Raw genomic sequence first — 26,338 nt, forward strand, 5'->3', positions numbered from 1 at the left:
TGTATTAGTAGTGTTTCTTGCATTTATCTTAATTCATTAAAATCCATTTATTATAAGTAGCTTCTCCACCAATTCCTTTAATATACAATTGATTTTTATCTTTTTTTATAATGAATTTAGGGTTAATAGAAACACAAGATAATTCTTCTCCCCAATAATATATTTCCAATTGATTGTTTTTTTCAATACCCATATATTTTCCTTCACATAAAGTAGTTTCTTTATAAGTATTTAAGGATAGTGAAACATTGCTTTTTGTGATGGTGAAATTATAAGAAATAGAAGCCATACCAGTAGTTGTTGCTTCTGTTTCTACTGATACAGAATGAGATCCCTCATAGGCAGTAAGATTACTTGTTGTAGTTTTAAAAATTTCCTTTTGAATTAAGCTGGTTTCAAATGCAATTACATTTTCCGGAATTTTAGATGTTTCTATTTCTCCTATTTGTTTCCAACTATTATCTTTAAATAAGTAAAATGTTGTTTTAGCATTCTCTTTAGGTTCAAACTCACCGTCTTCTCCGCCAGTATAATTAATGAACTGAGTTGGTAAGTGTGATGCTACTATATAATAATCTTTTTCATTTATTCGAGTTTTTATTGCCTTTGAGTCTTGTGCCTCTTTTTCAGGGTTATCAGTTTTTGAAAAGTATCCATTTTTATTACTGCTATTCCAGAAGTTTTGGATTTCATTTGTCTTTCCTATGAAATCTACACTGAAAACTCCTGTTTTTTTGTCTGAAAAAGAATAGGTTGGATAAGGATCTAGATTATCAGGGATAAAAAAACCATTTGATTGATATTTTATATCCAAAAAGTTAATAGAATCTTCTTTCTCATTTGAAGTTTCAGGTTTATGAGGTACAATAGTTGTTTTTGCTTCTTGTTTTTTATTTTTTTCCTGGCCGTTGCAAGATTGTAATGTAGCAGCTAATAGTATGAGAATTATTTTTTTCATTTTCCTCTTTGAGTTGTATAATATTTAATAGAAAATATTTCTCTCTTTTCAATGGGGTTTATAAATGAATTTCCTGTAGTTTTTATAGAATGTCATCCAGATCAAGCTCTTTAAGAGATGTTTTTTTAGAAATCTCTTTTCTGATCCATTCTTCATCACCGGTTTTTGCACTGGTACCAAGAGTTGTTATGAATATTTTTTCGATATATAAATCGTTATTATTATAGAAAACAGGGATTACTACTTTTCTAAATGTTTTTTGATATTGGTCTGTATATCCTAATGTTAAATTGAATGCCTGATTGTTTTTCGTATTAGTTTCAATATCTATAAAATCACAAACGAAATTTTTATTAAAAAAAGCTGTATTATCTGACTTTGCTTCTAAAATGAAACCATTGTCTTTTTTTTCTACAAGTAAAATATCTTGTATCTTATTTTTATTAAATTCTACCTTATAACTTTTGATTTGTACAGATTGTTCGTCTTTTTTTGTGGGTAAGGAAGTTTTTGCATCCTCTTCTTCCATATTCTCCACTGTTTTTAGAAAATATTTTTTACAATCTGGCAAGTCGCAACCTAATAGAATTTTATCTTTTCCATCAAAGAGAGATACATATGATCCACCATTAATTTGCAAATTATATTTTTTTCCTTTGTATACATAATTTTTAACATCGATATTACATGGGGTAACAGGATAGGAAAAATGCCATTCATTTTCTGTAATAGGATGAGATAAGATCATCATTTTATCTATTTCGTTTTTATTAAGAGTCCAGGTTTTATCTTTGTCCGTTAATTCCTCTCCCGTAGAATATTTTCCCTTACACGTTGCTATGTAAACTGTTTTTTCTAATTGTTTTTTCTCATCTTTATCTTGTCCTTTACAAGACGCAATAAATAGAACTAATATTAAGAAATTTATAAGAATATTTTTCATAATTAAATTTATAAATATTTTTTAATGGCATTATACACTATTTGGCCTTCCCCAACTTCTTTCGGAGCTAAATGTTCATGACAATCAATTTTGCTTTTATCTAAGCTATAATAATTTAATAGTGCCTTGACGAGACATGCTACTGATTTTGATTGTTCTTCAGTTAAATTCTCCCAGCCAGTTACTGGATTTTGGCCTTTTAGTCCCAGTGTAGGTTTGCCATCCTTATCTGTAGCGAAGCCCACAACTTCTATTCCAATAGATTTGGAATTCCATCCGGCACAATGCCAGGTTATCTTTGATAAGTTAGCTGTTTGAGTTATTAATCCGTCTTTTCCGACCACAAAATGGGTTCCAAAATGATCTATATCACCTTTTTTATTTTTTCTTCCACTTTTAAATGCATTTATACATGCTTGTGTTGTTCCTCCTGCTGTTCGATGTAATATTACTTTTTGAATATTATTTTTGGGATCTTTGAAATTTCCGTGTTCAATAATACTTATGTGATTTTGTGTAACTCTTGAATGTTTTATAAAACCATCTTCGACATTAAATGTATCAATGCAAATACAATCTTTTAATCCACTAGGACAAGGTGTTTTCTCTTTAGCTTCTTCCTTTTTTCCTAAGCTAATACACTCTTGCGGATATTTGAAGACGGTTTTAAGAGCATTCACCGCATTTACCCTTTGAGTGTAGCCATTTATTGAAGATGATTTAGTAGCATTAGGTTTATTTACTAATCTTGATGTATCAAAAATACTATCTTTATCTGCAAAAGGGTTAATATTTCCCATGTCATTATATTTCCAATACCAACCACTTGACATAGCTGCTACTTCAATATTTGTTGAGACTAGTTGGGGATTATTAACAACATCATACCCTGAATTATCTTTAAATTTTTGATAATTTCCTCGTAATGTTAGATGTATAAAGCCTCTTCCTCGGTACGGATCATACCAGTAATCTTGACTTTTTTTACCCTCAACACTTTTCATAAAAGCACCTGTTTCATGATAACATTGGCCTAAGAAATGAATTTTTCTTATACATGTATTTATATCATAATTTTCAAATGTTTTATTTAACACTTCAGCAAATTTATCATAGGTTTTAACTGTAAATTGTTCATGTCCACCAGTAAATAAATTATCTTTATTCCATTTATAAAAATTTTCTCCAGCATCATCAAAAGTAGCTTTTCTCATTGCTGTTACCATTTCTTTTAGCTCCTCACCATTTATTTTTCTATTACAAAAACATTTTCCCTTTTCTTGTTTATTCGGTTCTTTTTCACCCTTCACCACCGCAGGACTCTTCACATTTTCCACTTCCATTAAGCCTTCCGAATGTACTCCAAATTTTACAGATTCAGCACCGATATCAAGGGTGATGATTTCTATAAAATAGTGTTGACTATCGGCATCCGGGTCTCCGAACGGAAGATCTATTCCTTTATCAAAAATACCTTTTGTAATGATAAAACCTGATGAATCATAAAGGTCTGCCGTGATTTTTATGCTCTCACTTCGGTAGATTTCATCATTCGAACCTGCATCGTATTCCCAGACTACATATTGGATATGTTTTCCCACCAGGTTTTTAGAATGGATTCTTACCCGGACGCGGTTTCCTACTGTAACTTTGGAAAGCTCTTTTCCCTGATCATTAATAAAAACAGCATCTACAATATTACCCTTGGGATCAGGTTGCTTTTTTCCTCCCTGGCCGGTTGGAAATTTAGGACTGTCTTTTTTAGGGGTTGATGTGGGTGGACTGCTTTTATAATCCGGGTTAACCACGCTCACATTCACCTGACTGGCACCTTGAATTTTTCCGGCATAGCTTGCTGTTACATAGTATTCATGATTCGCTCCTTCGTTTTTATCTCCTCGCATCAGGTACTGGTTGGCCATTTGTCTTAAAATCCTTTCGTCTGTGGATAAAGGAATTTTTACTTCTGCAATTCCTTTTTCATTGACTACTGCTTTGTAGACTCTTGTATGACGGTTATTTTTATTGATGGCTGCATTATGTCCTTTTCCGGGAGCATCATCTTCCCAAAGATGGAATTCTATTTCCTGATTAAATAAAGCAATACAATGGGCCTGCGCTATGAGTGTGTCGCGGTAGCCTGCCTTGTTGGAATCTTTAGCTCCCCTGTTGAAGAGTACCACTTTCTCTATTTTGGAAACTTTACTGCTGTTAGGAAGGAGTTCAAGTGTTCCCAACAGTTTTTTTGAGGATTTTATATCCGGTAAAATGTTTTGCGGTATTTCATTGACTTTTATTTCAAACGCTACGCCTGCAGCGATTTCACCAAAAGTGTAAGGAACTCTTTTTCCTGTTTTCGGAGTTCCTGTAATATCTTTCCATGTATTGTTTTTCTGTTTTTTGAACAGATGCCATTCATATTGGGCAGAAAAACTACCAAGGGTGCTGAAAATGCTTACTTCGTAATAAGCAGTCGTTCCAACGGTGGGGTTCTGGGTTCCTATAATATTTCCTGCCATGGCTTAACTATAATAAGGTTGATCGTTGACATTCTCTTTAAATGTCTCAAAATCCACGATGGGATTGTAGACCTGCTGTTCCTGTGTATTGGCATTATTAACCTGGCTTTTGCTGGTTTCGCTCTGTTGTCCATGTTTCAGGATGGTGATCTTTCCGCCCGTACTGCACATCAGTTCTGAAATTTCAGTGAGGCAATTTTTGTCCATTACCTTTACTTTTTCATACGTTTTCTGCCATTTTCCGGCGGGTGCATATACACAGGGAAGATATCCGCCGGATGTAGGTCTCAGTTTACACTGTCCGAATGGTTGTGCGCTTGGGTCAAGCTGTACATCATCTTCGGTAACCGCTAAATAGTCCGCATTTCCATCAGCGTCATTCCAGTAATGCTTCTGATGGCTGGTAACTTTAAATTTCGGAAACGTAAATCCCTGATTACACTGTACGGTTCCTTTCTGTACAATGAAATATTTGTTGTCATGAGGACTAGAGCTGTCTTTACCTTGCTGATTATTTTCTTCTTTTTTTTGCTCCTTTGTTGTATTTTCAGATGATGAGTTTTGTTCTTGATTCTCGTTGCTACTGCTTTCTGTATCTGTATCCTGTTGACTGTCCGGAGAACTATCTTGCTCTGTATTTTCTTCCTGTAAAAATTTCGGGTCTTCCGGAATGATGATGGTTTTTCCGGGAACAGGTTCCTGCATCACATCTTCGGCGGGACAGTATAGATTATGAAAGGTTTTGAGCATACCTTCATCTTTAAGGTTGAATTGTTTTGCGAGCGAAGCAAAAGTGTCGCCCTGCTGTACTACATAATTTTTCATATGATCTTTTGTGTTATGGTGAGGTGGTGTTTTTGATATACTACTTCCTGATGCCAGAGTATCAGCAATGCTTCCGCCTGGATGATGTTGTTATGTTCTCCGTCGGTTGTGTATTGTAACCTAATTTCTCCTGAAACATTTTCTTCGGCAGTTTCATGAAATCTGATCCCCCTTTTAAGCTCCTGAAGACTACAGGCTTCTATAATTTTTCCTACGAAATTTATTTCTTTCAGATCTATGTTTTTAACGTGATGTCCTGCTTCCATCTTGCATTTAGCAGGAAATGAGTTTTGAAAAAAGTAAAAACTTTCGTTCCAGGGAGTATTCTTCTGAAACCAATCTATGGTTGGGAATAAAGTCTGGAAAAGCAAGGTAGAACGGAACTGCTGTAAAAGAAAATTTTCATCAGCAATACTCTCCTGAAATAAATCGATGTAATTTCTGTTGGTTTCTCCAGTGAAATAGTCATCAAGATCCTTTCGTTTTTCATTAAAACGATGCTTGATTGTTTTATGATCTTGAAAGCCAGCAATTGCTCCGTTATGATGGAGGATAAAATCTACAGGCTGTATACTTTCCATACAGGCAAGGGTAAGCATGCTGATTTTATCTTCAGGTACTTCACCATTGGTCTTAACATCTTTCCGGCTGAAAGTGATAATTTGTACATTTTCGTTCTTTTCCTTACTGTTTAAACTGATAGTATATTCTATGGTTAAAGAAGGTTTTTGTGGATACTCGAAAACTTCCTGAACCTTATATTCTCCGGCAAAAAAGAGATAAGGAAGTTGTGAAGAAGAAGGATTGTTGTGTTTCTCGGCCACTCCCTGTATTTCCCTGTTATAATGAACAGGAATAAGAAGGTGTTTCACCCCGTGAAGATTGGTAAACCAGACCTTTTCCATCTTTTCGCAGTGGGCATTATGAAAACGCATCAGTTCTTCTTCGGTAATGCCTAACCGTGAAGCAATTGAGTACAGCGTATCTCCGTTCCGGATTTTATAAGGGAAAAAATCCATTTCTATCATTTGTGAATTAATAGGATAAATCTATAAAAAAACAATTTTTAAATTTCATTTTTAATGATAAAATGTGAAAATTGTAGTAGAAGTACGATATTCATGATTTTTAGGGATACAAAAAGGCCGGACTTTTAAAGCCCGGCCTTATCAAATATCCTAATGAAAAAACTACGTGGATCGTATCTGAAAACAAATTTATGGATTGGATATAATCAGCGTTGAAGGAATGTCAGAAAGCCAAAGACTCTTGGTATCGATCAGGCTTTTCCAGCTTTTACTGCTGATCAGCATTAAGTCCTGGGCATCCAGGAATTCTTTTTCGATCTTCTTTTCGTTGTATAGCGTGATGTGATTGGGTGCTACCTGTTCGATACTTCTGATCAGTTCCTTTACCTCGATATTACTGCGGATCTGTCCGGCGACATCCAGAATAATAATTTGGGAATTATTGTTATTGATCAGCCTTTTAGCATATTCAAGCAGATAAAAATCGCTCAAATTGAAAATCGGAACGAATACCCGGTCTGCAGATTTGAAATCCTTTTCTACCAGAATTCCTACAGGGATATTGGTTTTATCTAAGATTTGAAGGGTAAAATCGTCAAAAGGAGAATTGTTGAAAATATTTCCTTTCCCTTTTACGGTGTTTAAAAGCTTTTCAGGATTGATAATTTTGGTGGTGAAACCCAGTAATCTTCCCAGAAGACTTCCTTCATACATTGATTTTCCAAGCATGATCAGTAAGAGGTCATAGTTTCCTTTGTTGGAAATATTGGTAAGATCATTTTCAATATCTGTTGAAGCTTTGAAAAGGGTAGTTACTTCCAGATTCAGTTCGTGGGAGGTTTCTATTACATTTTTAAACTGTTCATTTTCATATTCATTGATTTCATACGCATGCATTTCTTCCACAGGAGCAATATTCATTGCGGTAATGCTTTTGTTGCCGTTCATTTTATTGGTGAAATCATGAGCAAGTTTTACTAAGGTACTTCCGGATTCCGGATTATCGAACGAAAGAAGTACACGGTATTTGGGATCGTTTTCGTCATGATCCTTTTCCTCATCATTTTTTTTCGATTTAAAAATAAAATTGATAAAATCTAAGGCCGGTCCTGTCATGAAAGTGGTAAATAATGCCATAATCACAAGCATGGCAAAAATTTCAGGGCTTAAAACACCAAGATCGTACCCTATATTTAAGACGATAAGCTCCATCAGACCTCTTGTGTTCATAAGAGCTCCAATCGTGAGGCTTTCCTTCCAGTTGATCCCGAGAAATTTTGCAGCCAGCGCACTTCCGGCAAACTTTCCTAATACTGCTGTTAAAATTATAAACCCTGCCGTGATCCAAAGATGACCGTCATTCAATAGTCCGATTTGTGTACGCAGACCCGTAAATACGAAGAATAGCGGAAGTAAAAGCACCAACGCCACATCTTCTACTTTATCAATGAACATCGTACGGAATTTAGCATTTTCAGGCATAATAGCTCCAGCCATAAAAGCTCCGAATAATGCATGAATTCCAATCACTTCTGTAACATAAGCAGAAAGGATAAGCGTTAAGAAGAAAATAGCCACCATTGGTTTGTTGATGGTATTTTTGCCGGCCTGAAGATCTCCAATTCTTTTCAGGAAAGGTCTTACAATCTTGATCATTAAAAATACATAAGTAATCGCCATGATGATCACATATATAGAACTCGTAAAAGATCCGGCTTTTACAATAGCGATTACGGCTGCAAGAATACACCATGCGGTAATATCATCTGCCGCCGCACAGGTAATGACTACGGTTCCCAGTTTTGTTTTCTGAAGATTTCTCTCCTGAACAATTCTTGCCAATACCGGGAATGCGGTGATACTCATCGCAATAGCAATAAATAAAGCAAAAGAAGTAAACTGGATACCTTCCGGGGCAAATTCCTGATAGACAAAATATGAAAGCCCGATTCCTAAGGCAAAAGGAATAATGATACTGGCATGGCTGATCACCACGGCGTCATGAGCTTTTTTTCTTAAAACGCTCAAGTCCAGTTCCATTCCTACGATATACATAAACAGGATCAATCCTATCTGGCTTAAAAACTGTAAGTTCCCAAGAGATTCTTTCGGGAAAAGAAAAGCTGAAAATTCCGGAAAGTACATTCCCAAGAGGGAAGGGCCTAACACAATACCGGCAATCATTTCTCCGATAACGGTGGGCTGTTTTATTTTCATACAGATCCATCCAAAAAGTCTTGCAACCAGAATGATGGTAACGATCTGCGCGAGCAGCAGGGCCAGTGGATGGTGAAGATTGGTTTTAAATGAATCAACAAAATTCTCCCATGTTGATCCGCCGGTGGTTTTTATAATGATATTTTCCTTCACCTCTAACGTCTGGCCTTCAATAATGAACCAATACATCAGACAGGAGAAAAAGGCGATGGTCACTACGTAAAAAATTATATTTCTGTATTTCCCCAAGTTCATAAGTCCGTTATTTTAGTGTAAATTTCTAAAGAATATGTGAATGGCAGATATTTTTTTCTGGAAAATGTAATCAATGCCATAAATAATGTAATGAAAGATTTATTTGAAACTATAACCTAATCCTATACCCATTTTCCAGGCTCCGTTTTGAGTGGCCGTCTTGGTATTATAGTACAAAGGCACCTGAAGCGCAATTTTCCGGTAAACTACTGTGAGACCTGCTCCCAGATTCGGGGTGATGGCGCTATTTTTAGTTCCGGGTGAACGGTCTTCTTTGATTCTCAGTGAAGGAAGCATTCCCAGCATGAATTTCGTTCCTTTATGGGTGAGGCTCACGTTTGGACCTGTAAAATTAATAAACGCACCACGGTCTACATACCCTGCAGCAACAATCCCATCAAAGAAAGATACCTTAAGTTTGGGAGTAGTTTCCTGAGCAAAGCAAAAGCTGGATAGAAGAATGATTCCGGCATACATCAGTTTTTTCATTATAAATCATTTAATCACCGGCAAAAATAGGGTGATTTACTGCTGCAAATACGGTGTTGTAATGAAATGGGCTGATTCTGTAATGAAACCGGAAACCTTTGAAAAATCTACTTTCCAAACATCTCCATCAATGAGTTTTTATAAGCTTCTCCGATCTGAAGTTTAAGGAAATTTTCACTGCCTGATGCAATGGTGGTAATGATTTCATTGGTGGAAAATACTTTGATGGATGATAACGCAACAATTTCTTTTTTGTTCACCTGTGCAAAATCTTTCGGAGGAAGCATTTCCAGAAGGTTTTTTAAGCTGAGGTTTTTTAAAACGATAGCGGTTCCGTCATAAAGAATGATTTCTTTGTCGCGGCTGTCGATTTCTGAGGTCTTGATATAAGCAATCTGTTCTGTGAAAATAACGGTTTTACCGATATTGGTATTCCATTCGATGAAGCCTTTTTTTTGTGAAGAGGCCACCAGTTCCTGAGCCTTTTCGAAGGCCTGGATCAATCTTTCTTTTTTAATGGGTTTTCTGACGTAGTCTACCACATTCAGGTCAAAAGCTTCTGCTGCATATTCTTTATAGGCGGTAGTGAAGATGATCTTTTTAGAGTTGGAAATCAGTTCCGCTACCTGAAGACCATTCATCCCGGGCATTTCAATATCCAGAATACAAACGTTGCAGTCGATAGTACCGATTTCATTTAAAAAAACTTTAGGATCATTAAAAGCTTTTACTACTTCCACGTTCTCAATCTGTTCACACAGCAGTTTCAGATAGCTTATCGCCAGTAATTCATCATCAAGAATAACGCATTTTATCATAGAATTCTCCTAAGTTGATTGTTAATTCTGCGGTGAAGATACCATTTTTTGAACTTTTCTGAAGCTGGTAGTAATTGTTGTAGATCATTTTAAGCCTTTGGTCCAGAGACTGGCTGCCAAAACCGCTTTTCTCCTTTTCAAGGACGTTTTTTAAAGAAGCTTTATTGCTTACTTTCATCGTGAAAACCCGGTTGTCAAGCTCCAAGTGGATCGAAATGAAAGAGTCCTGGGCCAGAAAATCAGTATGCTTGAACGCATTTTCAATAAGGTCGACGGAAAGCAGCGGGGCAAAGATTTTTTCTTCGTAAACGTCGTCTGATTTATTGATTTTTGATTTAATTCTAAAATCAAAAAGTGGATTTATCTTAATTTTATTGATCTCGATAAGGCTTAAGGCAAAGTTGAGCTCTTCTTTAGGGCTTACAAATTTACTGTTGCTCTCATACAGAATATAATCCAGCACATTCGCAAGTTTATCTAGGGACATATACGTCTGGTAGGCATGCGACTGCACAGAATTAAGGATATTTTTGAATAAATGAGGATTCAGTTTGGTGCCGATATGCTCCAGCTGTACCTCATTCAGCCTTTGTTCTATGATTCTGTTGGTTTCAGCCAGTTTCAGATTTCTCTGCCTGAATTTTTTGTTTTGTCCAAAAAGATAGATACCCACCGTCAGCAAAAAGAAAATAGCAAAAACCCCAATGAATATCAGATAATCATGAATCATATAGTAATTGCCTTCCATACCAATAGATTTATTAACGGGTTAAAAAATGAAAGCGGATTATTTCAGTTTTTTCAGGCTGTTCAGCGTTACGGTTTCCTCACATTTTTCAAAAGTGATTTCATACGTAGGATTCTCTTTTGGATATACCAATACATAGTCCGGGCAAGGCTTTTTCTGAGCATTGCTTTTATCAAAATCTACTTTTCCGTTGGTGATGATGCTGTCCTTTAAGAATTTTTCATTGATCTTATACGTACTCATCTCGCTTTTGGCATTTTCAGAATACTGGAATTCTTTAGAAAGAGTTTCAGCAATTACACGGCTGTTGGGTAAATAGCCACTGCAGCTCGCTCCTTTTTTGTTAAGGATAAAAAATACAAGAAGAAGCCCTGGTATAAGGCCGATTACGTAGAATTTAAGTTTTTTCATTAGAAAATTAAAAGATTGATATCGTGATAGGTAAGTCCAAAACGATCGCAGATCACTTTTTTAGTATGTCTTCCTTTGTACATGTATAAGCTCTGCTTCATTTCATTTTTGCGGATCAGCATATTTTCGAAACCGCCTTCTTCATCATAATTTAAAATATAGGAAAGGAAGAAATTAGAAATGGCTTTTGTAGTGGATCTTGGCATTCTTGAAGTCAGATTCGGAAGCCCGCAATGAATGACACCGTGTTTGATGATGTAAGGTTCTTCCATGGTGGTAAGCTCGGAAGTTTCGATCACCTTACCGTTATCTATGGTAATATCGATGATGACACTGCCTTTTTTCATTCTCATCACCATATCTTCGGTTACTACAGGGGTCATGTTCAATCTTGGGAGGGCACCGATCACAACGTCTGCACGTCTTAATGCTTTGCTTACTTCTTTTGGGTCGATGATTGAAGTCGGCACGCGGCTGTCAACAATGGTATGAAGCCTTCTTAATTTTGAAAGAGAATTGTCGAAAACACGTACACTGGCACCAAGTCCAATAGCTGCTTTCGTGGCAAATTCGCCTACAATTCCGGCTCCGATAACTACGACTTCTGCCGGTCTTACACCTGTAATACCTCCCAGCATTAAGCCGTTTGACAATGCCAATAGTTCAGAAGCATATAAAATAGAGACCGTTCCTGCGATTTCGCCCACCAGTCTTACCAATGAAAGCTGTTTGTACTCATCAACAATAAATTCGAAAGCGATGGCATTGATTTTTTTCTCTGCCAGCTTCAGAAAATACGCCTTTTCTCTAAGATTAATCTGAAGTGCTGAAACCAGATAGGTATTCGGCTTCATATAATCAATTTCGTCTTCTGTAGGCGGATTGATTTTTAGAATAAGGTCCTGCCCGAAAGCTTCTTTAGGATCATTCGTGATTTTTGCTCCGGCCTCGGAATATGATAAATCTGCAAAAAAAGAACCTTCTCCGGCTCCGGATTCAATGATGATCTCGTGGCCGTGCTCTACCAATACCTGTACTGCATCCGGTGTGATGCACGTTCTTCTTTCATGAAGACAGGTTTCTTTAGGAATTCCAATACTGAATTGCTTTCCTTTCTTTACAACCTCCAATTTTTCCTCTTGCGGCATCAATTCTTCTTCAGTAAAAGGAGTAAAAATATTTGTAGTACTCATTCTTTAAATTAAATTATTTCTTACAGACAATTATTCTACAATAAAATTAATAAGCAAAGATACACAATATTTAGTCGAATGAGACTTCTCTGTTTTCGCCGGTATTGATGATGCTCATTGTGTGGTATTTAAGGCCGTACAACTCTTCTTCGTATACTTCGGGCCATTCTATAATGCAGAGAAAGGCATTATCCAGATACTCTTCAATCCCAATATCATAGACCTCTTCAATGTTTTTTAAACGGTAAAGATCAAAGTGAAAAACTTTTCCGTTGGGTGTGTTGTATTCGTTGACAATAGAGTAGGTAGGGGAATTCACTTCATCTTCACTTCCCAGTTTGTTTAATAAAAATTGGGTGAAAGTAGTCTTTCCGGCGCCCAGGTTTCCTTTCAGAAGGAGAATGTTATGTTGTAGTTCAGGAAGAATCTGTTCTACGATTCCCTGCCAGTCTTCGATACTTTTTATAGTAAATTGCATAAAAGTAATTTGTTGCAAAAATAAGAATAAAAACATTTGAAATATATGCATAAAGTACATCCGATTGTAAGGTTAAAATTCGGAATTTCCTTATTTTTACACCATGATTTCTAAACAGACCATAGATAAGATATTTTCCACAATCAGGGTAGAAGAGATTGTGGGAGAATATGTGCAGTTGAAGAGGGCAGGGTCTAATTACAAGGGATTAAGTCCGTTTCATGACGAAAAATCTCCCAGTTTTGTAGTGTCACCAAGCAAGCAGATCTGGAAAGATTTCTCAACAGGAAAAGGAGGTACTGCCATTTCTTTCCTGATGGAGATCGAAAATTTCACCTATCCCGAAGCCCTTCGCCATGCGGCAAAGAAATACGGAATCGAAATTGAAGAAGATCAGCGTGAATTTTCTGAAGAAGCTAAAAATGCCCAGTCAGAACGGGATCTTCTGTATAAAATCCATGAGGTAGCCAATGATTATTTCCAGCATTTCCTTTGGGAAGTAGAGGAAGGAAAAAATATAGGATTAGCGTATTTCAAAGAGCGTGAGCTTAAGGATGATATCATCAAGAAGTTTCAGCTTGGATACGCACCGGAAAAGAAAAATGCTTTTACGGAATATGCCTCAGAAAAAGGATATGCTAAAGAAATTCTTGAAAAATCAGGACTGTCTATTTTTCCTGAAAATGCACCGGCCGGAATCGACCGTTTCCGGGAAAGGGTTATTTTTCCCATCCACAGTTTTTCGGGAAGGGTATTGGGTTTTGGAGGCAGAATTCTCAGAAATAATGTAAAAACTGCGAAATACCTTAACTCGCCGGAGACGGAGATTTATCATAAATCCAATGTTTTATACGGTCTTAACCAGAGTAAACAGGCTATTTCAAGGAAAAATGTCTGTCTTCTTGTGGAAGGATATATGGATGTGATTTCACTTCATATGTCGGGGATTGAGAATGTAGTGGCGAGTTCCGGAACGTCTCTGACGACTGAGCAGATCAAGCTTATTAAAAGGCTTACGGAAAATGTAACCATCCTGTTTGATGGGGATAATGCAGGAATTAAAGCGAGTTTCCGAAGCATTGATATGTTATTGGCAGAAGGAATGAATATCCGGGTTCTGCTTTTCCCGGAAGGTGATGACCCCGATTCTTTTGCAAGAAAGCACCCTCAGGAATATGTAGAAAAGTTCATCGAGAATGAAGCGATGGATTTCATTGATTTTAAAGCGGAAATCCTTTTAAAAGATGCAGGAAATGATCCCATCAAGAAGGCTGAAGCCATCCGTAATATTGTAAAATCGGTTGGTTTTGTACAGAATGCTTTAAAGAAAGAAGTCTATTTAAAGGAGGTTTCCAATAAATTCGGACTGTCTGAGCAGAGTTTATTCAATGAGCTGGATATTCAGAAGCAGATAACCCAAAACCAGCATCAGCATGTTCAGCAGCAGAAAGAGCATGCTCCGGTAAAGATGGAAATCGTTCCTCTGGATAATGAAAAAGGTGATCCTTTTCTCTATGATGTTTTATTCATGGAAAGCAAACTGGTGGATCACATGCTGATGTTTGGGGATATTGTGCTGAAAAGGGAAGATGAGAAAAATGGAGAATACCAGATCACGGTGATAGAAGAAATACTTCATCATTTTGAGGAAGAGCAATATATATTTTTATTAAAAGGAAATGAAACGATCATCAACCAGGTGAAAGAAGGTATTCAGAAAGATGAGTTGAGAAGTGGAAATTTCTTTATATCTTTTATGGATGAAGAAATCACGTCCAAGGTTGTTGATGCACTGCTTCCTGTGGATGAGCTCGAAAACTGGGGATCCAGGAATATTTATCCACCCAATTATGGAGACAATATAGCCGAACAGATCAAAGGGGATGTATTGCTGCATAAATACAGGTATATCGACTATTTAATACAGGAAACAGCAAGTGAGCTCAGTAAGTACAGCACAACGGATGAAACAAAATACTTTGAACTCATCAAAAAAATCACCTTGCTGAAGCAGGCCTCAATGAAGTTGAGTGATATTATTGAATATTCGCCGATAAAGGGGATTTACGGAGATCGCAAAAGATAGATAAACAGGAAAAAATGAGTTGATCGGACTGGTTTCTTATGACAAAAAGTCCTATAAAATTTTAGGAATAAAAATTGTAATTTAAACTTCGAACTTATTTAATTTAAAATAACACACAAGAAATATGGACATTAAAAAAGACTTCAGAGATTTCTCTGTAAAGCATTTAGGAAACAGCGGTTTAGCTACCGATCAGTATATGGGAATGTATGGTCCAACAAATCTTACCCCGTACATCATGGAAGAAAGAAGATTAAACGTTGCTCAGATGGACGTTTTCTCCCGTTTGATGATGGACAGAATTATCTTCCTGGGAACAGGGATTGATGATCAGGTTGCCAATATCATTACGGCGCAGCTATTATTCCTGGAAAGTGCGGATCCATCAAAAGATATTCAGATCTACATTAACTCTCCGGGGGGAAGTGTGTATGCGGGATTAGGAATTTATGACACAATGCAGATCATTAAACCTAATGTAGCAACGATCTGTACAGGTATTGCAGCTTCTATGGGAGCCGTATTACTAGTTGCAGGAGAAAAAGGAAAGCGTTCTGCGCTGAAGCACTCAAGAGTAATGATTCACCAGCCTTCAGGAGGTGCACAAGGGGTGGCTTCTGATATGGAAATCAACTTAAGAGAGATGTTGAAGCTGAAAAAAGAATTGTATGATATCATCGCTGAACATTCAGGACAAACTTACGAATGGGTAGAGAAAGCATCAGACAGAGATTACTGGATGACTTCTGAAGAAGCAAAAAGCTTCGGAATGGTAGATGAGGTTTTACAAAGATCTGTTGAAAAGAAATAATTTTCTGTAATGAAAATAAGAAAGCGCACCAGACGGTGCGCTTTTTTTATGGGATATTTTTCAATAAAAGATGGTGATGTTTATTGTTTAATTAATTTCCGAATGATCGTTTGATGATCTGTTGTAATCTCAACAAAATAAATTCCTTTCTCCAATGGCTGGACATTGATTTTTTTACCCAGAGAATTCAGTACTTTCTGGCCGGAAACTGAGTAGATATTGATTTCTTTTATATTTTCGTTACTATCAATCTGGATAAAATTTGTTGCAGGATTTGGATAGATTTTAAAGTTATTTTTATGGGCAGATGCAACTCCCAGTACACTATTGGTGGCCTCGGTTGGCGTAAATGGCAATCTTTGTCCGAAACTTAATCCTAACCATTCATTATTGGTGAGCTGTATCTGTGACAAACTGGTCTGTCCTCTCCAGCTTGAAAGGTTCTTACCTTTATATAATTTCCATGCTTGCTGTCCCGATGGAGTTCCGCTGAAATTATTTAAAGACAATCCGGCAATCTGATTACCGCTTACTGTATAATTGAAATAAGGAGCCTGGGTTTTGATCAGTTCTAAGGCTTGGGCTGCATTCAGACTTCCGTTGTATTGGATCCCGAAAACAAAAGAATCAGCATTTCCGTTGGAACTGTTGGTCCCAAAATCAATAACCACTAGGCTTCTATTGTTGCCTGCCCCGATCCAGTTGACAATCTGACTGGAACTGTACCATACAGAATGATAAGCTGCAACAGGAGTTGAAGGATAGGTATAATCGGGATCGAATCCATAAGATATTCCGTACCATTTTCCATTAACTAGCGGATCATTGTTTACCCCATTGTTCAGCACCATATTGTCTGAATTCGGACCTGACCAGGTAGACCAGTAATCATCCAGACTTGGAATATGATGGTTATAATTAAAACTGTATAAAAACCCAGAAGGAATATCAGCCTCAATACCAGGTTCTGCTGCTGCAATGCCATTAATGAGGTCTTCCATCGTTAGATTAGCATCATCAAAACGATATCCCCACGCATAAGAAGCCGGAGTATTGTTATCATTAAAATCAGCGATGAAATACGCTTTTTTGGAGCCGGTGCCTACCCAGAATTTAATATCACTTTCTGTGAATTGGGCGGATAAAAACTGCATACAGAGCAGTAAGAAAAAAAGATAATTTTTCTTCATGATATAATTAAATTAAAGTTTTATTCCCGAAACTTGATCTTTGGATATCATCACTACAAAAGAGTCTTTTATAAATGTTGTACCAAAAATTAAACAGCATCTAAGGCAGGTCTCCTGGCTTGCATCTTACAGTACACCTTCCCGGATCAGTATCCAGTGGCATTTTTTACTACAAGTGAAATAGCTTACAGTTGCGGGTACAGCTCAGGATTATTATTCTTTTACCTGATTCCCTATTATTGAACTGATGTTCAACCTTAACCAGTCGCAAAGATATTATTTAATTATTTGAAGGATATTTTGTTAAAAATGGGCATTAACCTTCAAAAATGGCTTGTGATTGGACTTTTCCGGATGAATATTTTTTTATTTACTAAGCAAACGGACCGATCAATGGATTTATAGAATTGATGGATCTGATTTTCTGTTGATCATGTATTCATATTACAACCTGATTCTTAAAATACAATTATCATTGCATTCAAGATCTGTTTATATACAATGTTTACTTTCGCTGCGATAAAAGTAATTATGAAAAAAATACTATTTTCTGCACTTATACTTGCTGCTGTGTCAGCTTGTAAAGATGATGATACCATGATCAGTCAGGATATCAATTATGCTAAACTTCCTCAGGAATTTCCTTTTTCAAAACTGGCCACTATTGGAGGCGTTGATGTTATTAACGGAGGTTTCGGTTCCGGAGCGGCAGCCCATCCTACCAGAAAAGGAGAATTTTATGTAATTACAGACCGTGGTCCGAATACGGATTATCTAAACGGGAAAAAATTCCTCACTCCCAATTTTACGCCTACCATTATGCATTTTAAGATCAATGCAGACGGAAATATTGAGGTCATTAAATATATCAAACTTAAAAACCCTTCAGGACAGCTAATCACAGGGCTTCCGAATCCGGTAGGAATGGGAAGTACGGGTGAAATTGCCTATGATGCTTCCGGAAATGTACTGGGAACGGATACTTATGGATTAGACAGTGAAAGTATCGTCGCTGCTGTAGATGGGACGTTCTGGGTATCCGATGAGTACGGCCCGCATATCGTTCATTACAGTGCAGATGGAGTGGAGCTGGAAAGAATTAGTCCGATAGGGGTGAATACAGGAACCCGAAAGCTGCCTGCCGTATTGGCGAAAAGAAGAGCGAACAGAGGGATGGAAGGACTTTGCATCACACCGGACGGAAAAACATTGGTAGGAACGATGCAGTCTACGATGTATGTTCCGACAAAGGCATTGGCTACGAATACCACTTTGACCAGAATTGTAACTTTTGATATTGCAACCGGCCAGACTAAACAATATTTATACAAACAGGATGGCGGTGCATCTGATTCTGTCTGCGACATAACAGCGTTGAGCAGTACAGAATTTCTGGTGATTGAAAGAGACGGGAATTTTGGTTCGCAGGGAGGGCTTAAAAAAGTATACAGAATTAATATAAGTGGAGCTTCTGACGTGAATGGAACTGATCTTGCCGCGGTGGACGGAATGAAAATTAACGGGAAAGCTTTGGAACAGTCTACGTGGGTAGAGATTACTACAGCAGGATTAAAGCCTGTTACCAAGACGTTAGCTGTAGATCTGGTCGCAAAACTGGGCTACGAACATGATAAGTTTGAAGGAATTGTTTATTTGGGAAACAATAAACTGGCTGTTTTCAATGATGATGATTTTGGAGTGGTCGATGACGGAAGTGGAAATCCAAAGACCAAAATTCTTCCTAAAACAGGGAAAGTAGATAAGGGAACGATGTATGTAGTCGATATTCAATAATTAGATTTTTAAACGAAAAGGGCGGAATTAAAAATTCCGCCCTTTTTAATGGTATATTCAATAGAAACGGGCTCCAGCCCGTTTGTTTTTATGAATTAAAACCTTCAATAATTTTAGAGAAATCTTCTAATTTCAAGGCTGCACCACCAATTAAACCACCATCAATATCCGGTTGAGAGAATATTTCTTTAGCGTTGTCTGGTTTTACAGAACCTCCGTATAAGATCGAAACCTCATCCGCCACTTCCTGACCGTATTTTGCAGCAATGATGCTTCTGATGTGAGCGTGGATTTCCTGAGCCTGTTCCGGGCTTGCCGTTTCTCCTGTTCCAATAGCCCAAACCGGTTCGTAAGCGATAACCACCTTTTTGATCTCTTCAGCAGAAAGTGTGAAAAGGGCAACTTCAGTCTGGTTTTTTACCACTTCAAAATGTTGGCCTGCTTTTCTTTGCTCTAACGTTTCACCGTTACAGTAAACAGGGATTAACCCTTTATCTAATGCTAATTTTATTTTTCTGTTGCAGTGAGAATCTGTTTCTCCGTGATACTGTCTTCTTTCTGAATGACCGATCAAAGAACCGGTTGCTTCAATAGATTCCAGCATGTCTGCAGACAATTCTCCTGTGTAAGCACCACTTTCATGCTCACTCATATCCTGGGAGAATACACCGATCTCATCTTTTTCGAAAATGTCTTTAGCCATCATTAAATAGATAGACGGCGGAGCAATCCATACTTCACACTGGGTAGCGTTGTTATTTTTATAGCTTAGTAATTGGATCATTAATTGCTGAGCATCAATTACATTTTTGTTCATTTTCCAGTTTCCTGCAACTATTTTTTTTCTCATAATTTTATCTGAATTTTTTATTGTCTTTTATTCTAATATTCGGATTATAATTCTGATATCTAATGTCTTACCTCTGACCTCTTAGATTACTTATTTATCCCTTCTAATTTAAACATAAACGCATACACCAAAGCCAGATCCTTCAGATAATCAAATCTTCCTGAAGCACCGCCATGTCCATATGCCATATCTGTTTTTAATAATAATACATTGTGATCGGTTTTCATATCCCTCAGTTTTGCCACCCATTTTGCAGGCTCAAAATACTGTACCTGAGAATCGTGAAGTCCTGTTGTTACCAGCATATTAGGATAGTTTTTCTTTTCTACATTTTCATACGGGGAGTATGATTTCATATAGAAATAGGCTTCCTTGTTACTTGGATTTCCCCATTCATCATATTCGTTGGTAGTTAATGGGATGGTTTCATCCATCATCGTATTCACCACATCCACAAAAGGAACCTGCGAAATAACGCCATTCCATAAAGCAGGTTTCATATTGACGATAGCACCCATCAATAAACCTCCTGCGCTTCCTCCCTGTGCATACAGGTGTTTTGGGGAAGTGTATTTTTCTTTTACCAAATATTCTCCGGCATCAATAAAATCGGTAAATGTGTTTTTCTTTTTCATCATTTTACCGTCTTCATACCATTGTCTTCCCATTTCCTGACCGCCACGGATGTGGGCAATTGCAAAGGCAAAACCTCTGTCCAGAAGACTTAGCCTTGTGCTGCTGAATGACGCATCCATAGAGTTTCCATAAGAACCATACGCGTATAACAGCAACGGGCTGTTTCCATCTTTCTTGTATCCTTTTTTATAAACGATAGAAATAGGAATTTTTGTTCCGTCTTTTGCAATGGCAAAAAGTCTTTCCGTAGTATAATTATCTTTGTTGTAGCCGCCTAAAACCTCTTGTTGTTTCAGTAATGTTCTTTTTCCTGTTTTCAGATCCTGCTCAAATTGAGAGCTTGGCGTGATCATAGAAGTATATCCGAAACGGAAATTATCAGTATTGTATTCAGGATTTCCTGATGCAGACACCATATAAGTGGGCTCATCAAATTTCAGAAACTCTTTTTTACCTGTTTTTCTGTCAAAGATCACCAGTTGTGAAAGTCCGTTTTGTCTTTCGCTGAAAACAAGATAATTTTTAAACTCGCTGATCCCTTCCATTAAGACTTCTTTTCTGTGCGGAATGAAATCTTTCCAGTTTTCAACCCCTGTTTTATCAAGAGGCGTTTCCACTACTTTAAAGTTAAGGGCATCCTTATTGGTGGTCACCAGGAATTTATCTTCCAAAGGCGTTACATCATACAACACATCCTTCATTCTCGGCTGGAATACTTTGAATGTTCCGTTAGGATCGTCTGCATTCAGATATCTTGTCTCTGAAGAAGTGGTTGCACCGGAATAAATCATGATGAATTTCTCATTCTTTGATTTTCCGACCCCGATATAATTGGTTTTGTCTTTCTCTTCATACACCAGGACATCCTTAGAGGCATCCTTTCCCAGGGAATGTCTGAAAATTTTCTCTGTTAAAAGCGTTTCTGCATTTTTCCCAGTGTAGAAAATCGTTTTATTGTCATTGGCCCAGGTAGCAGAACCTGTGGTATTTTTAATACCCAGATCGGTTGTTTTCCCGGTGGTAAGATCTTTTAAAAATAACTTATACTGCCTTCTGGAAACATCATCCACTCCGTACACAAGCTTGGTGTTGTCCGGACTGATGCTGAATCCTGCAGCCGAATAGTAGGCATGGCCTTCTGCAAGCTGATCTACATCCAGTAAAATCTCCTCCGGAGCATTCAGGTTTCCTTTCTTTCTGCAGTATTTGAAATACTGTTTTCCGGTTTCAGTACGGGTATAGTAATAATATCCATTTTTGAAGCTGGGAACAGATTCATCTTTTTCTTTGATGCGGGATTTCATCTCCTGATAAAGCTTTTCTCTGAAAGGTTCTGTATCTTTCATCATGCCTTCCCAGTAGGTGTTTTCTGCAGTCAGGTAATTCACAACTTTCGTTGAGTCTTTCCCTTTTTTAAAATAATCAATCATCCAATAATACGGATCATTGACTTTATCGCCGTGTATTTCACGGATATGTTCCTGCTTGTCGGCAACAGGTGCTTTCAGGGCAGGAAATTGTTGTGATTGAATTGTTGAAGCACTCATTATTAGTAATCCTAAATAAAATCTTTTCATAGTTATATTTTGTTTTTGGTGTGGTGGAGCATTACTCCAGATTCCAGATGTTTTTCAGGTGTTTGTAGTATGTATGTTCCTCGTCAGTTACTTTATTGTCCGCTTTAATAAGTGTCTTGGCAAACTGTGCGAATTTCTTACGTTCCTGCTCGGTAGAATCATCATGAAAACAGTTGGCATGGAATTCAAAATGGGCATTCCATTCTTCCGGCTTAAGCAGGGCAATGGTTTCAAGCTCGTCATCCAGGTTCATCTTGAAAGGAAACTCATCTGCCAGATATTGCTGAACAAGCATTCCTTCTTCAGGAGCAAATTCTCCGTCTACAGAAGAAAGAATCATTAACAAGTGGTAACCGGCGATGGATTTATTTGATTTTTGCATTATATGATTAAAGTTTAGTGTTTGTCTTTTTAATTAAATCTATTTATTTGTAAGTCTGATGTCTGAAATCTATCTCACAAAATCTTTTGCAGGCTGTTTGTCTACAATTTTCCCGTTTTCCAGGATCAATACAAATGGATTACTTCTTGCAATCGTTTTGATGGCTGTACCGTCCATCATTGCATTTTTAATGGTTTTAAAGGTGTTCTGATCGGTAGAAACCCCATAGATAAGAGCACCTTTTTGAGCATTTACTTTAGCTTCAATCTCTTTAAGCATTTCCGCAGGCACTTCTTTCGGATGGTAAGAGAACACCAAAATAGATTTAGGAGCTTTGATGATCTCATCAGTCAATTCAAGTCCTGTAGGATCTTCAATCTTAAATTTAACGATCTCAGATTTATAGCCTTCTTTTACTAAAACAGATTCGTTTTTTCCTTCCTCAATTTTCCATGGAGAACCTTCTGCCCAGTATTTTGTTTCTTTGATATAATCATCCTGATTAACTTTTAACACTTGTCCAGTTTTTTGATTCTTTAAAGAGTAAAAAGTCTTGTATTCAGAAGGGTTTTTATTGATTTTTTCCTTTTCTGCTTTAATATCTGTTCCTATTTTGTAATCACGGAAATCAATAATCGGTTCATGCATAATTCCCTGTGCCATAATGTAGATCATTACCAAAGAGAACACCCCTAAAACAGCATATTTAAACTTGCTTGAAGTATCTTTTGGAGTGCTGCTGCTGTATTCATCTTTTTTCTTAAACTCTTTTCTATACAGAAAGAACAGAAGTAATAATCCGGCTAGCAATACAATATCTTTAATAAAGCTCTGCCATGGTGTAAACTTTATAGCATCCCCGAAACATCCGCAATCCGTCACTACATTATAATACGCCGAATAGAACGTAAGGAATCCAAAGAAGATACAAAGGGCAACTAATGCTGATAAAGTGAATTTCAGCTTTAACTTCAGTAACAACATAAACCCAAGGAAAAGTTCCAATACCACTACAATGACTGAAAACAGCAGTGCAAATTTCTCCAGGAAAGGCATGTTAAAAACAACAGGCGAGAAGTATTCTTCCATTTTAAAGGAAAAACCTACCAGATCCACTGCTTTTACAAATCCTGATAAAATAAAGATAACAGCAACAATACAACGTAATAAACCTTTGATCATATTAAATAGTTTTGGGTTCGAAATTGTTTTCTTTTTCAGAGAATTTGATCAGGCAGAAAACGGCATAATTCAGCATGTCGAAATAATTCGCATCCAATCCTTCGGAAACGATCGTTTTGCCCTGATTGTCTTCAATTTGTTTAGTTCTTAAGACTTTCTGATAAATAAGATCAGTGATGGACGAAATTCTCATATCTCTCCACGCTTCGCCATAATCGTGGTTTTTTCTTTCCATTAAAGCCATGGCTTCACTGGAATATTTATCATAGAGTTGTAAAATCTCCTCATTGTTTTCGCTGAAATCGTTAGAAAGACCTTTTTCAAGCTGAATAAGCCCAATGATAGAGTAGTTCACAATCGCGATAAACTCACCTTCTTCGCTTTCATTCACCATTTTCACGTCGGTCATCTGTAACGTACGGATTCTGTTGACTTTAATGTAAATCTGATCGGTGATGGAACTCGGTCTCAATACTCTCCAGGCGGCACCATAATCCTGCATTTTTTTGCTGAAAAGAGCACGGCACTCTCCAATAACTTTTTCGAACTGTAATGAAGTTTTTAGCATAAATTCTCTTAATCTTCCAAATATACGAATTAGGTTTCAGGTAGCAGAAGTTAGAAGGGAGATTTTTGAGCTTGAAAGGTGTAGCGATAAGGTTTGGATACAGAAGATCCTGAAGATGAGAGTGGCTGGAAATAATAGTTTTAAATCGTTAAACATTCCATATTTATCCACTCATGACGAATACATTATTTTAATACGTCAGGATTTGACGCTGTGCCGATCTATTTTTGCTTTACAATCTCTTGCAAGGAATTGATAATAACAACCAAAAAACAAAAATTATGATTTACACTGAAGATTTTTTCTCTCCGGGAAGCAGCTATCCAACAGATGATGTAGTGGTATTAGTAGACAGTTTCTCAAACGAAAATGTTAATTTTAAAAAGACATCAGTTTGGGAGGATGGATCACCAATAACTGATGCTAATTTAGATCAGGTTATCTACAGAAAAAAAGGCGCTTTCTTCTACCAGAGAGTAATGGAAAACTCTAAAGTATTGAATGCGAAAGTTTTTAATCCTTTCTGCAACGGTATTAACGATGATAGTCCTGCGATCTCTAAAATGATGACCATATCATCTATGGGATATACTATTGATGGTAATGGCCTGACTTATCATTTACTCAGCAAAATTATTCAGGAAGTTGATTATTTTAATTTTATCAACTTTAATTTTCGGCTAAACGATAATTATGAGTCAGATTGTGGATGGAAACTTAATGTCAAGAAAAATATAGTATTTGAAAATATTTTTCTTGATGGGGGAAGAGGTACTTACAAAAATCAAAACGGAAATATTGAAAAATGGATCCAATGGGCAGGAGATGCTTCTGTACCATCAATCATACCAAGTTTAGATGATGTCTTTTTATTCATACAAGGTGATAGAGCATCAAATGCCAGTATAAAAAATTTAAGAGCTGTCAATATTCACGCTATGTCAGCCGTTACTTTTAATTCTCATGGGAATGTTACTATTGAGGATAGCCATTTTGAAAATATTTCAATGAAACCTTTTCATGTGTATCACTCGTTTGATAATGGTAAAAATCAGTCTGGTAAAACGTCTATTAAAAATATAACGACAAAAGATTGTGGATATTTAGCAGATGAAATTTTGGAAAAATTGAATTCAGATTTACAGTTCGTTCTAAGAAACAGAGCTGATTCTGAGGGAATGATACAATGGGGATATGGAGCTATTGTATCTTTTGGTGAGTTTTATGTAGAGAATATTCAAGTGGTAAATTATGGTGCTTCTGCTGTTTGTTCTGACAGAAATACTAAATTCTTTGGAAACAACATTTATATATCCAATGACTGCGATAAATTTGAATCTAATAATCCCAGTGGAGCCATGTGGTTTGAAGCTACCTGTGATGCCTATATCAGCAACCTGGATATAGATATCTGCAAAAGAGGAAGTAGAGACCTTGCTTTTGACAGCTCAGCTCTTGAAACGTTTAATACCGAATTGTATATTGATAATCTGAAGATTAAAACAGATAAAAATACAATATTGTTGAAAAAAGGGATAAGAGCAAGTTATAGTAATGATAGTACAGTGACTGTAAATAATCTTTATATGGATGGTGCTTTTCTGGATCAGGCTGTATTTCATGGTATTATGGAATTCGCTGAAGATGAATATCCCTTAAAAAGTAAACTGGTCCTTAATGGAGGAATCATTGAAAAAGGTAATCTGCTATTTTGGGGAACGGGTGAGGTTAATCTGTCAAAAATTGATGCCCCAACTTCTAAAATTGAATTTCATTCACCGATTTCCACTCAATTTAATAAGATTTCAATTAAAGAATCTTCCTTTTATTATTTTAACACCATCGTCGATTATAAACAAATGATTTTAGAAAATTCTACGATAATGTCGGATTTTTTCTATAGTAGTAATATTTCAGATGTTGCTATCAAAAACTCAAATATCAATGGAGTATTAAGCCTTCCTAATACTACAGTAGGGTCTAGAGTTCATATTTCGGGAGGAGATATTGGAAGAACTCATATAAATGCCTACAATATATTCGTAGATAATGTAAAATCGCGTCAAGGTATTTATATTGATAATGCCCAGTTTTTTACAATTAACAACTGTATCTTACAAACTTCAGAATCTGAACCCATTATTATGGTTTCGAATAACGGGGGTAGATTGATTTCGGGAATTATAAGCCAAAATATGCTGTCTATTAAAACCAATACTCCTGCAGCGGGCTACATTCTTTTAATGCCTGAAGCAGTAGGAAAAGTAAGCACCTATAATAACTCTGAGACTTATTTTGATTAGATATTTTCATACATTGATAGCTGGTATTGAGTAAAAGAATATAAGCTTCTCATTGCCGGTACCTTTTCAGTCTTTTT

The 26,338-nt window shown here is 36.7% G+C and carries 22 protein-coding genes and 1 riboswitch; of the genes, 4 read left to right on the forward strand and 18 right to left on the reverse strand.

What is annotated here, in order from left to right; translation table 11 throughout:
• Positions 1–28: 28 nt before the first annotated feature.
• The 12 genes from IW15_RS09570 to tsaE form a co-directional block, all read right to left on the reverse strand.
• Positions 29–958, reverse strand: coding sequence for a hypothetical protein (locus tag IW15_RS09570; RefSeq protein ID WP_034710826.1), 930 nt, complete (start codon positions 956–958; stop codon positions 29–31).
• Between the two features lie 82 nt (positions 959–1,040).
• Positions 1,041–1,901: a hypothetical protein gene (locus IW15_RS09575; protein ID WP_034710827.1), complete on the reverse strand. Its 861-nt coding sequence runs from the start codon at positions 1,899–1,901 to the stop codon at positions 1,041–1,043.
• Positions 1,902–1,909: 8 nt separating this feature from the next.
• Positions 1,910–4,420 (reverse strand): N-acetylmuramoyl-L-alanine amidase, encoded by a 2,511-nt coding sequence (locus tag IW15_RS09580; RefSeq protein ID WP_034710828.1) that lies wholly within the window; start codon positions 4,418–4,420, stop codon positions 1,910–1,912.
• Between the two features lie 3 nt (positions 4,421–4,423).
• Positions 4,424–5,245, reverse strand: a complete 822-nt coding sequence (locus IW15_RS09585) for a DUF4280 and LysM peptidoglycan-binding domain-containing protein (RefSeq protein WP_034710829.1) — start codon at positions 5,243–5,245, stop codon at positions 4,424–4,426.
• Positions 5,242–6,264, reverse strand: a complete 1,023-nt coding sequence (locus IW15_RS09590) for a LysM peptidoglycan-binding domain-containing protein (protein ID WP_165585176.1) — start codon at positions 6,262–6,264, stop codon at positions 5,242–5,244. The genes IW15_RS09585 and IW15_RS09590 overlap by 4 nt, the downstream gene beginning before the upstream one ends.
• Positions 6,265–6,462: 198 nt before the next feature.
• Positions 6,463–8,745 carry a cation:proton antiporter gene (locus tag IW15_RS09595; RefSeq protein WP_034710833.1) on the reverse strand — a complete coding sequence of 761 codons (2,283 nt, stop codon included), beginning with the start codon at positions 8,743–8,745 and terminating at the stop codon, positions 6,463–6,465.
• A 99-nt stretch (positions 8,746–8,844) separates the two neighbouring features.
• Entirely contained in the window at positions 8,845–9,234 is a 390-nt protein-coding gene (locus IW15_RS09600) for a hypothetical protein (RefSeq protein WP_034710834.1), read from the reverse strand.
• Between the two features lie 107 nt (positions 9,235–9,341).
• The gene (locus IW15_RS09605; protein WP_034710835.1) at positions 9,342–10,052 is read right to left on the reverse strand and encodes a LytR/AlgR family response regulator transcription factor; all 711 of its coding nucleotides are present in this window, start codon (positions 10,050–10,052) and stop codon (positions 9,342–9,344) included.
• A complete protein-coding gene (locus IW15_RS09610) occupies positions 10,030–10,800 on the reverse strand; it encodes a sensor histidine kinase (protein WP_084681397.1) in 771 nt (256 codons plus the stop codon). The genes IW15_RS09605 and IW15_RS09610 overlap by 23 nt, the downstream gene beginning before the upstream one ends.
• A gap of 39 nt (positions 10,801–10,839) precedes the next feature.
• On the reverse strand, positions 10,840–11,211 hold the full coding sequence (locus IW15_RS09615) for a hypothetical protein (RefSeq protein WP_034710837.1): 372 nt from the start codon (positions 11,209–11,211) through the stop codon (positions 10,840–10,842).
• On the reverse strand, positions 11,211–12,404 hold the full coding sequence (locus IW15_RS09620) for an alanine dehydrogenase (protein ID WP_034710839.1): 1,194 nt from the start codon (positions 12,402–12,404) through the stop codon (positions 11,211–11,213). Before IW15_RS09620 ends, IW15_RS09615 begins: the two co-directional genes overlap by 1 nt.
• A gap of 70 nt (positions 12,405–12,474) precedes the next feature.
• Positions 12,475–12,882, reverse strand: coding sequence for a tRNA (adenosine(37)-N6)-threonylcarbamoyltransferase complex ATPase subunit type 1 TsaE (gene tsaE / locus IW15_RS09625; protein WP_034710840.1), 408 nt, complete (start codon positions 12,880–12,882; stop codon positions 12,475–12,477).
• A 103-nt stretch (positions 12,883–12,985) separates the two neighbouring features.
• Here tsaE and dnaG point away from each other — a divergent pair, with 103 nt between their 5' ends.
• On the forward strand, positions 12,986–14,968 hold the full coding sequence (dnaG, locus tag IW15_RS09630) for a DNA primase (RefSeq protein WP_034710841.1): 1,983 nt from the start codon (positions 12,986–12,988) through the stop codon (positions 14,966–14,968).
• Between the two features lie 124 nt (positions 14,969–15,092).
• Positions 15,093–15,779 carry an ATP-dependent Clp endopeptidase proteolytic subunit ClpP gene (gene clpP / locus IW15_RS09635; protein ID WP_034710843.1) on the forward strand — a complete coding sequence of 229 codons (687 nt, stop codon included), beginning with the start codon at positions 15,093–15,095 and terminating at the stop codon, positions 15,777–15,779.
• An 80-nt stretch (positions 15,780–15,859) separates the two neighbouring features.
• Here clpP and IW15_RS09640 read toward each other — a convergent pair whose 3' ends face one another.
• Positions 15,860–16,933, reverse strand: coding sequence for a T9SS type A sorting domain-containing protein (locus IW15_RS09640; RefSeq protein WP_034710845.1), 1,074 nt, complete (start codon positions 16,931–16,933; stop codon positions 15,860–15,862).
• A 123-nt stretch (positions 16,934–17,056) separates the two neighbouring features.
• Positions 17,057–17,244: riboswitch (cobalamin riboswitch) on the reverse strand.
• Between the two features lie 256 nt (positions 17,245–17,500).
• On the opposite strand from IW15_RS09640, the gene IW15_RS09645 reads away from it, so the two are divergent.
• Positions 17,501–18,763 (forward strand): esterase-like activity of phytase family protein, encoded by a 1,263-nt coding sequence (locus tag IW15_RS09645; RefSeq protein ID WP_034711089.1) that lies wholly within the window; start codon positions 17,501–17,503, stop codon positions 18,761–18,763.
• Positions 18,764–18,851: 88 nt separating this feature from the next.
• On the opposite strand, the gene tpiA is transcribed toward IW15_RS09645, so the two are convergent.
• From tpiA to IW15_RS09670, 5 genes are all read right to left on the reverse strand, one after another.
• Complete coding sequence (tpiA, locus tag IW15_RS09650) at positions 18,852–19,613, reverse strand: triose-phosphate isomerase (RefSeq protein WP_034710846.1); 762 nt, start codon at positions 19,611–19,613, stop codon at positions 18,852–18,854.
• 86 nt (positions 19,614–19,699) lie between these two features.
• On the reverse strand, positions 19,700–21,826 hold the full coding sequence (locus IW15_RS09655; RefSeq protein WP_034710848.1) for a S9 family peptidase: 2,127 nt from the start codon (positions 21,824–21,826) through the stop codon (positions 19,700–19,702).
• Between the two features lie 31 nt (positions 21,827–21,857).
• Positions 21,858–22,208 carry a hypothetical protein gene (locus tag IW15_RS09660; RefSeq protein WP_034710850.1) on the reverse strand — a complete coding sequence of 117 codons (351 nt, stop codon included), beginning with the start codon at positions 22,206–22,208 and terminating at the stop codon, positions 21,858–21,860.
• Between the two features lie 69 nt (positions 22,209–22,277).
• A complete protein-coding gene (locus IW15_RS09665) occupies positions 22,278–23,390 on the reverse strand; it encodes a BT_3928 family protein (RefSeq protein ID WP_034710851.1) in 1,113 nt (370 codons plus the stop codon).
• Between the two features lies 1 nt (position 23,391).
• Positions 23,392–23,958, reverse strand: coding sequence for a DUF1599 domain-containing protein (locus IW15_RS09670; protein WP_034710852.1), 567 nt, complete (start codon positions 23,956–23,958; stop codon positions 23,392–23,394).
• A 281-nt stretch (positions 23,959–24,239) separates the two neighbouring features.
• Here IW15_RS09670 and IW15_RS09675 point away from each other — a divergent pair, with 281 nt between their 5' ends.
• Entirely contained in the window at positions 24,240–26,261 is a 2,022-nt protein-coding gene (locus IW15_RS09675; protein WP_131368535.1) for a hypothetical protein, read from the forward strand.
• The last annotated feature ends 77 nt before the right edge of the window (positions 26,262–26,338 follow it).

Source organism: Chryseobacterium soli (assembly GCF_000737705.1).
GTDB classification, from domain to species: domain Bacteria; phylum Bacteroidota; class Bacteroidia; order Flavobacteriales; family Weeksellaceae; genus Chryseobacterium; species Chryseobacterium soli.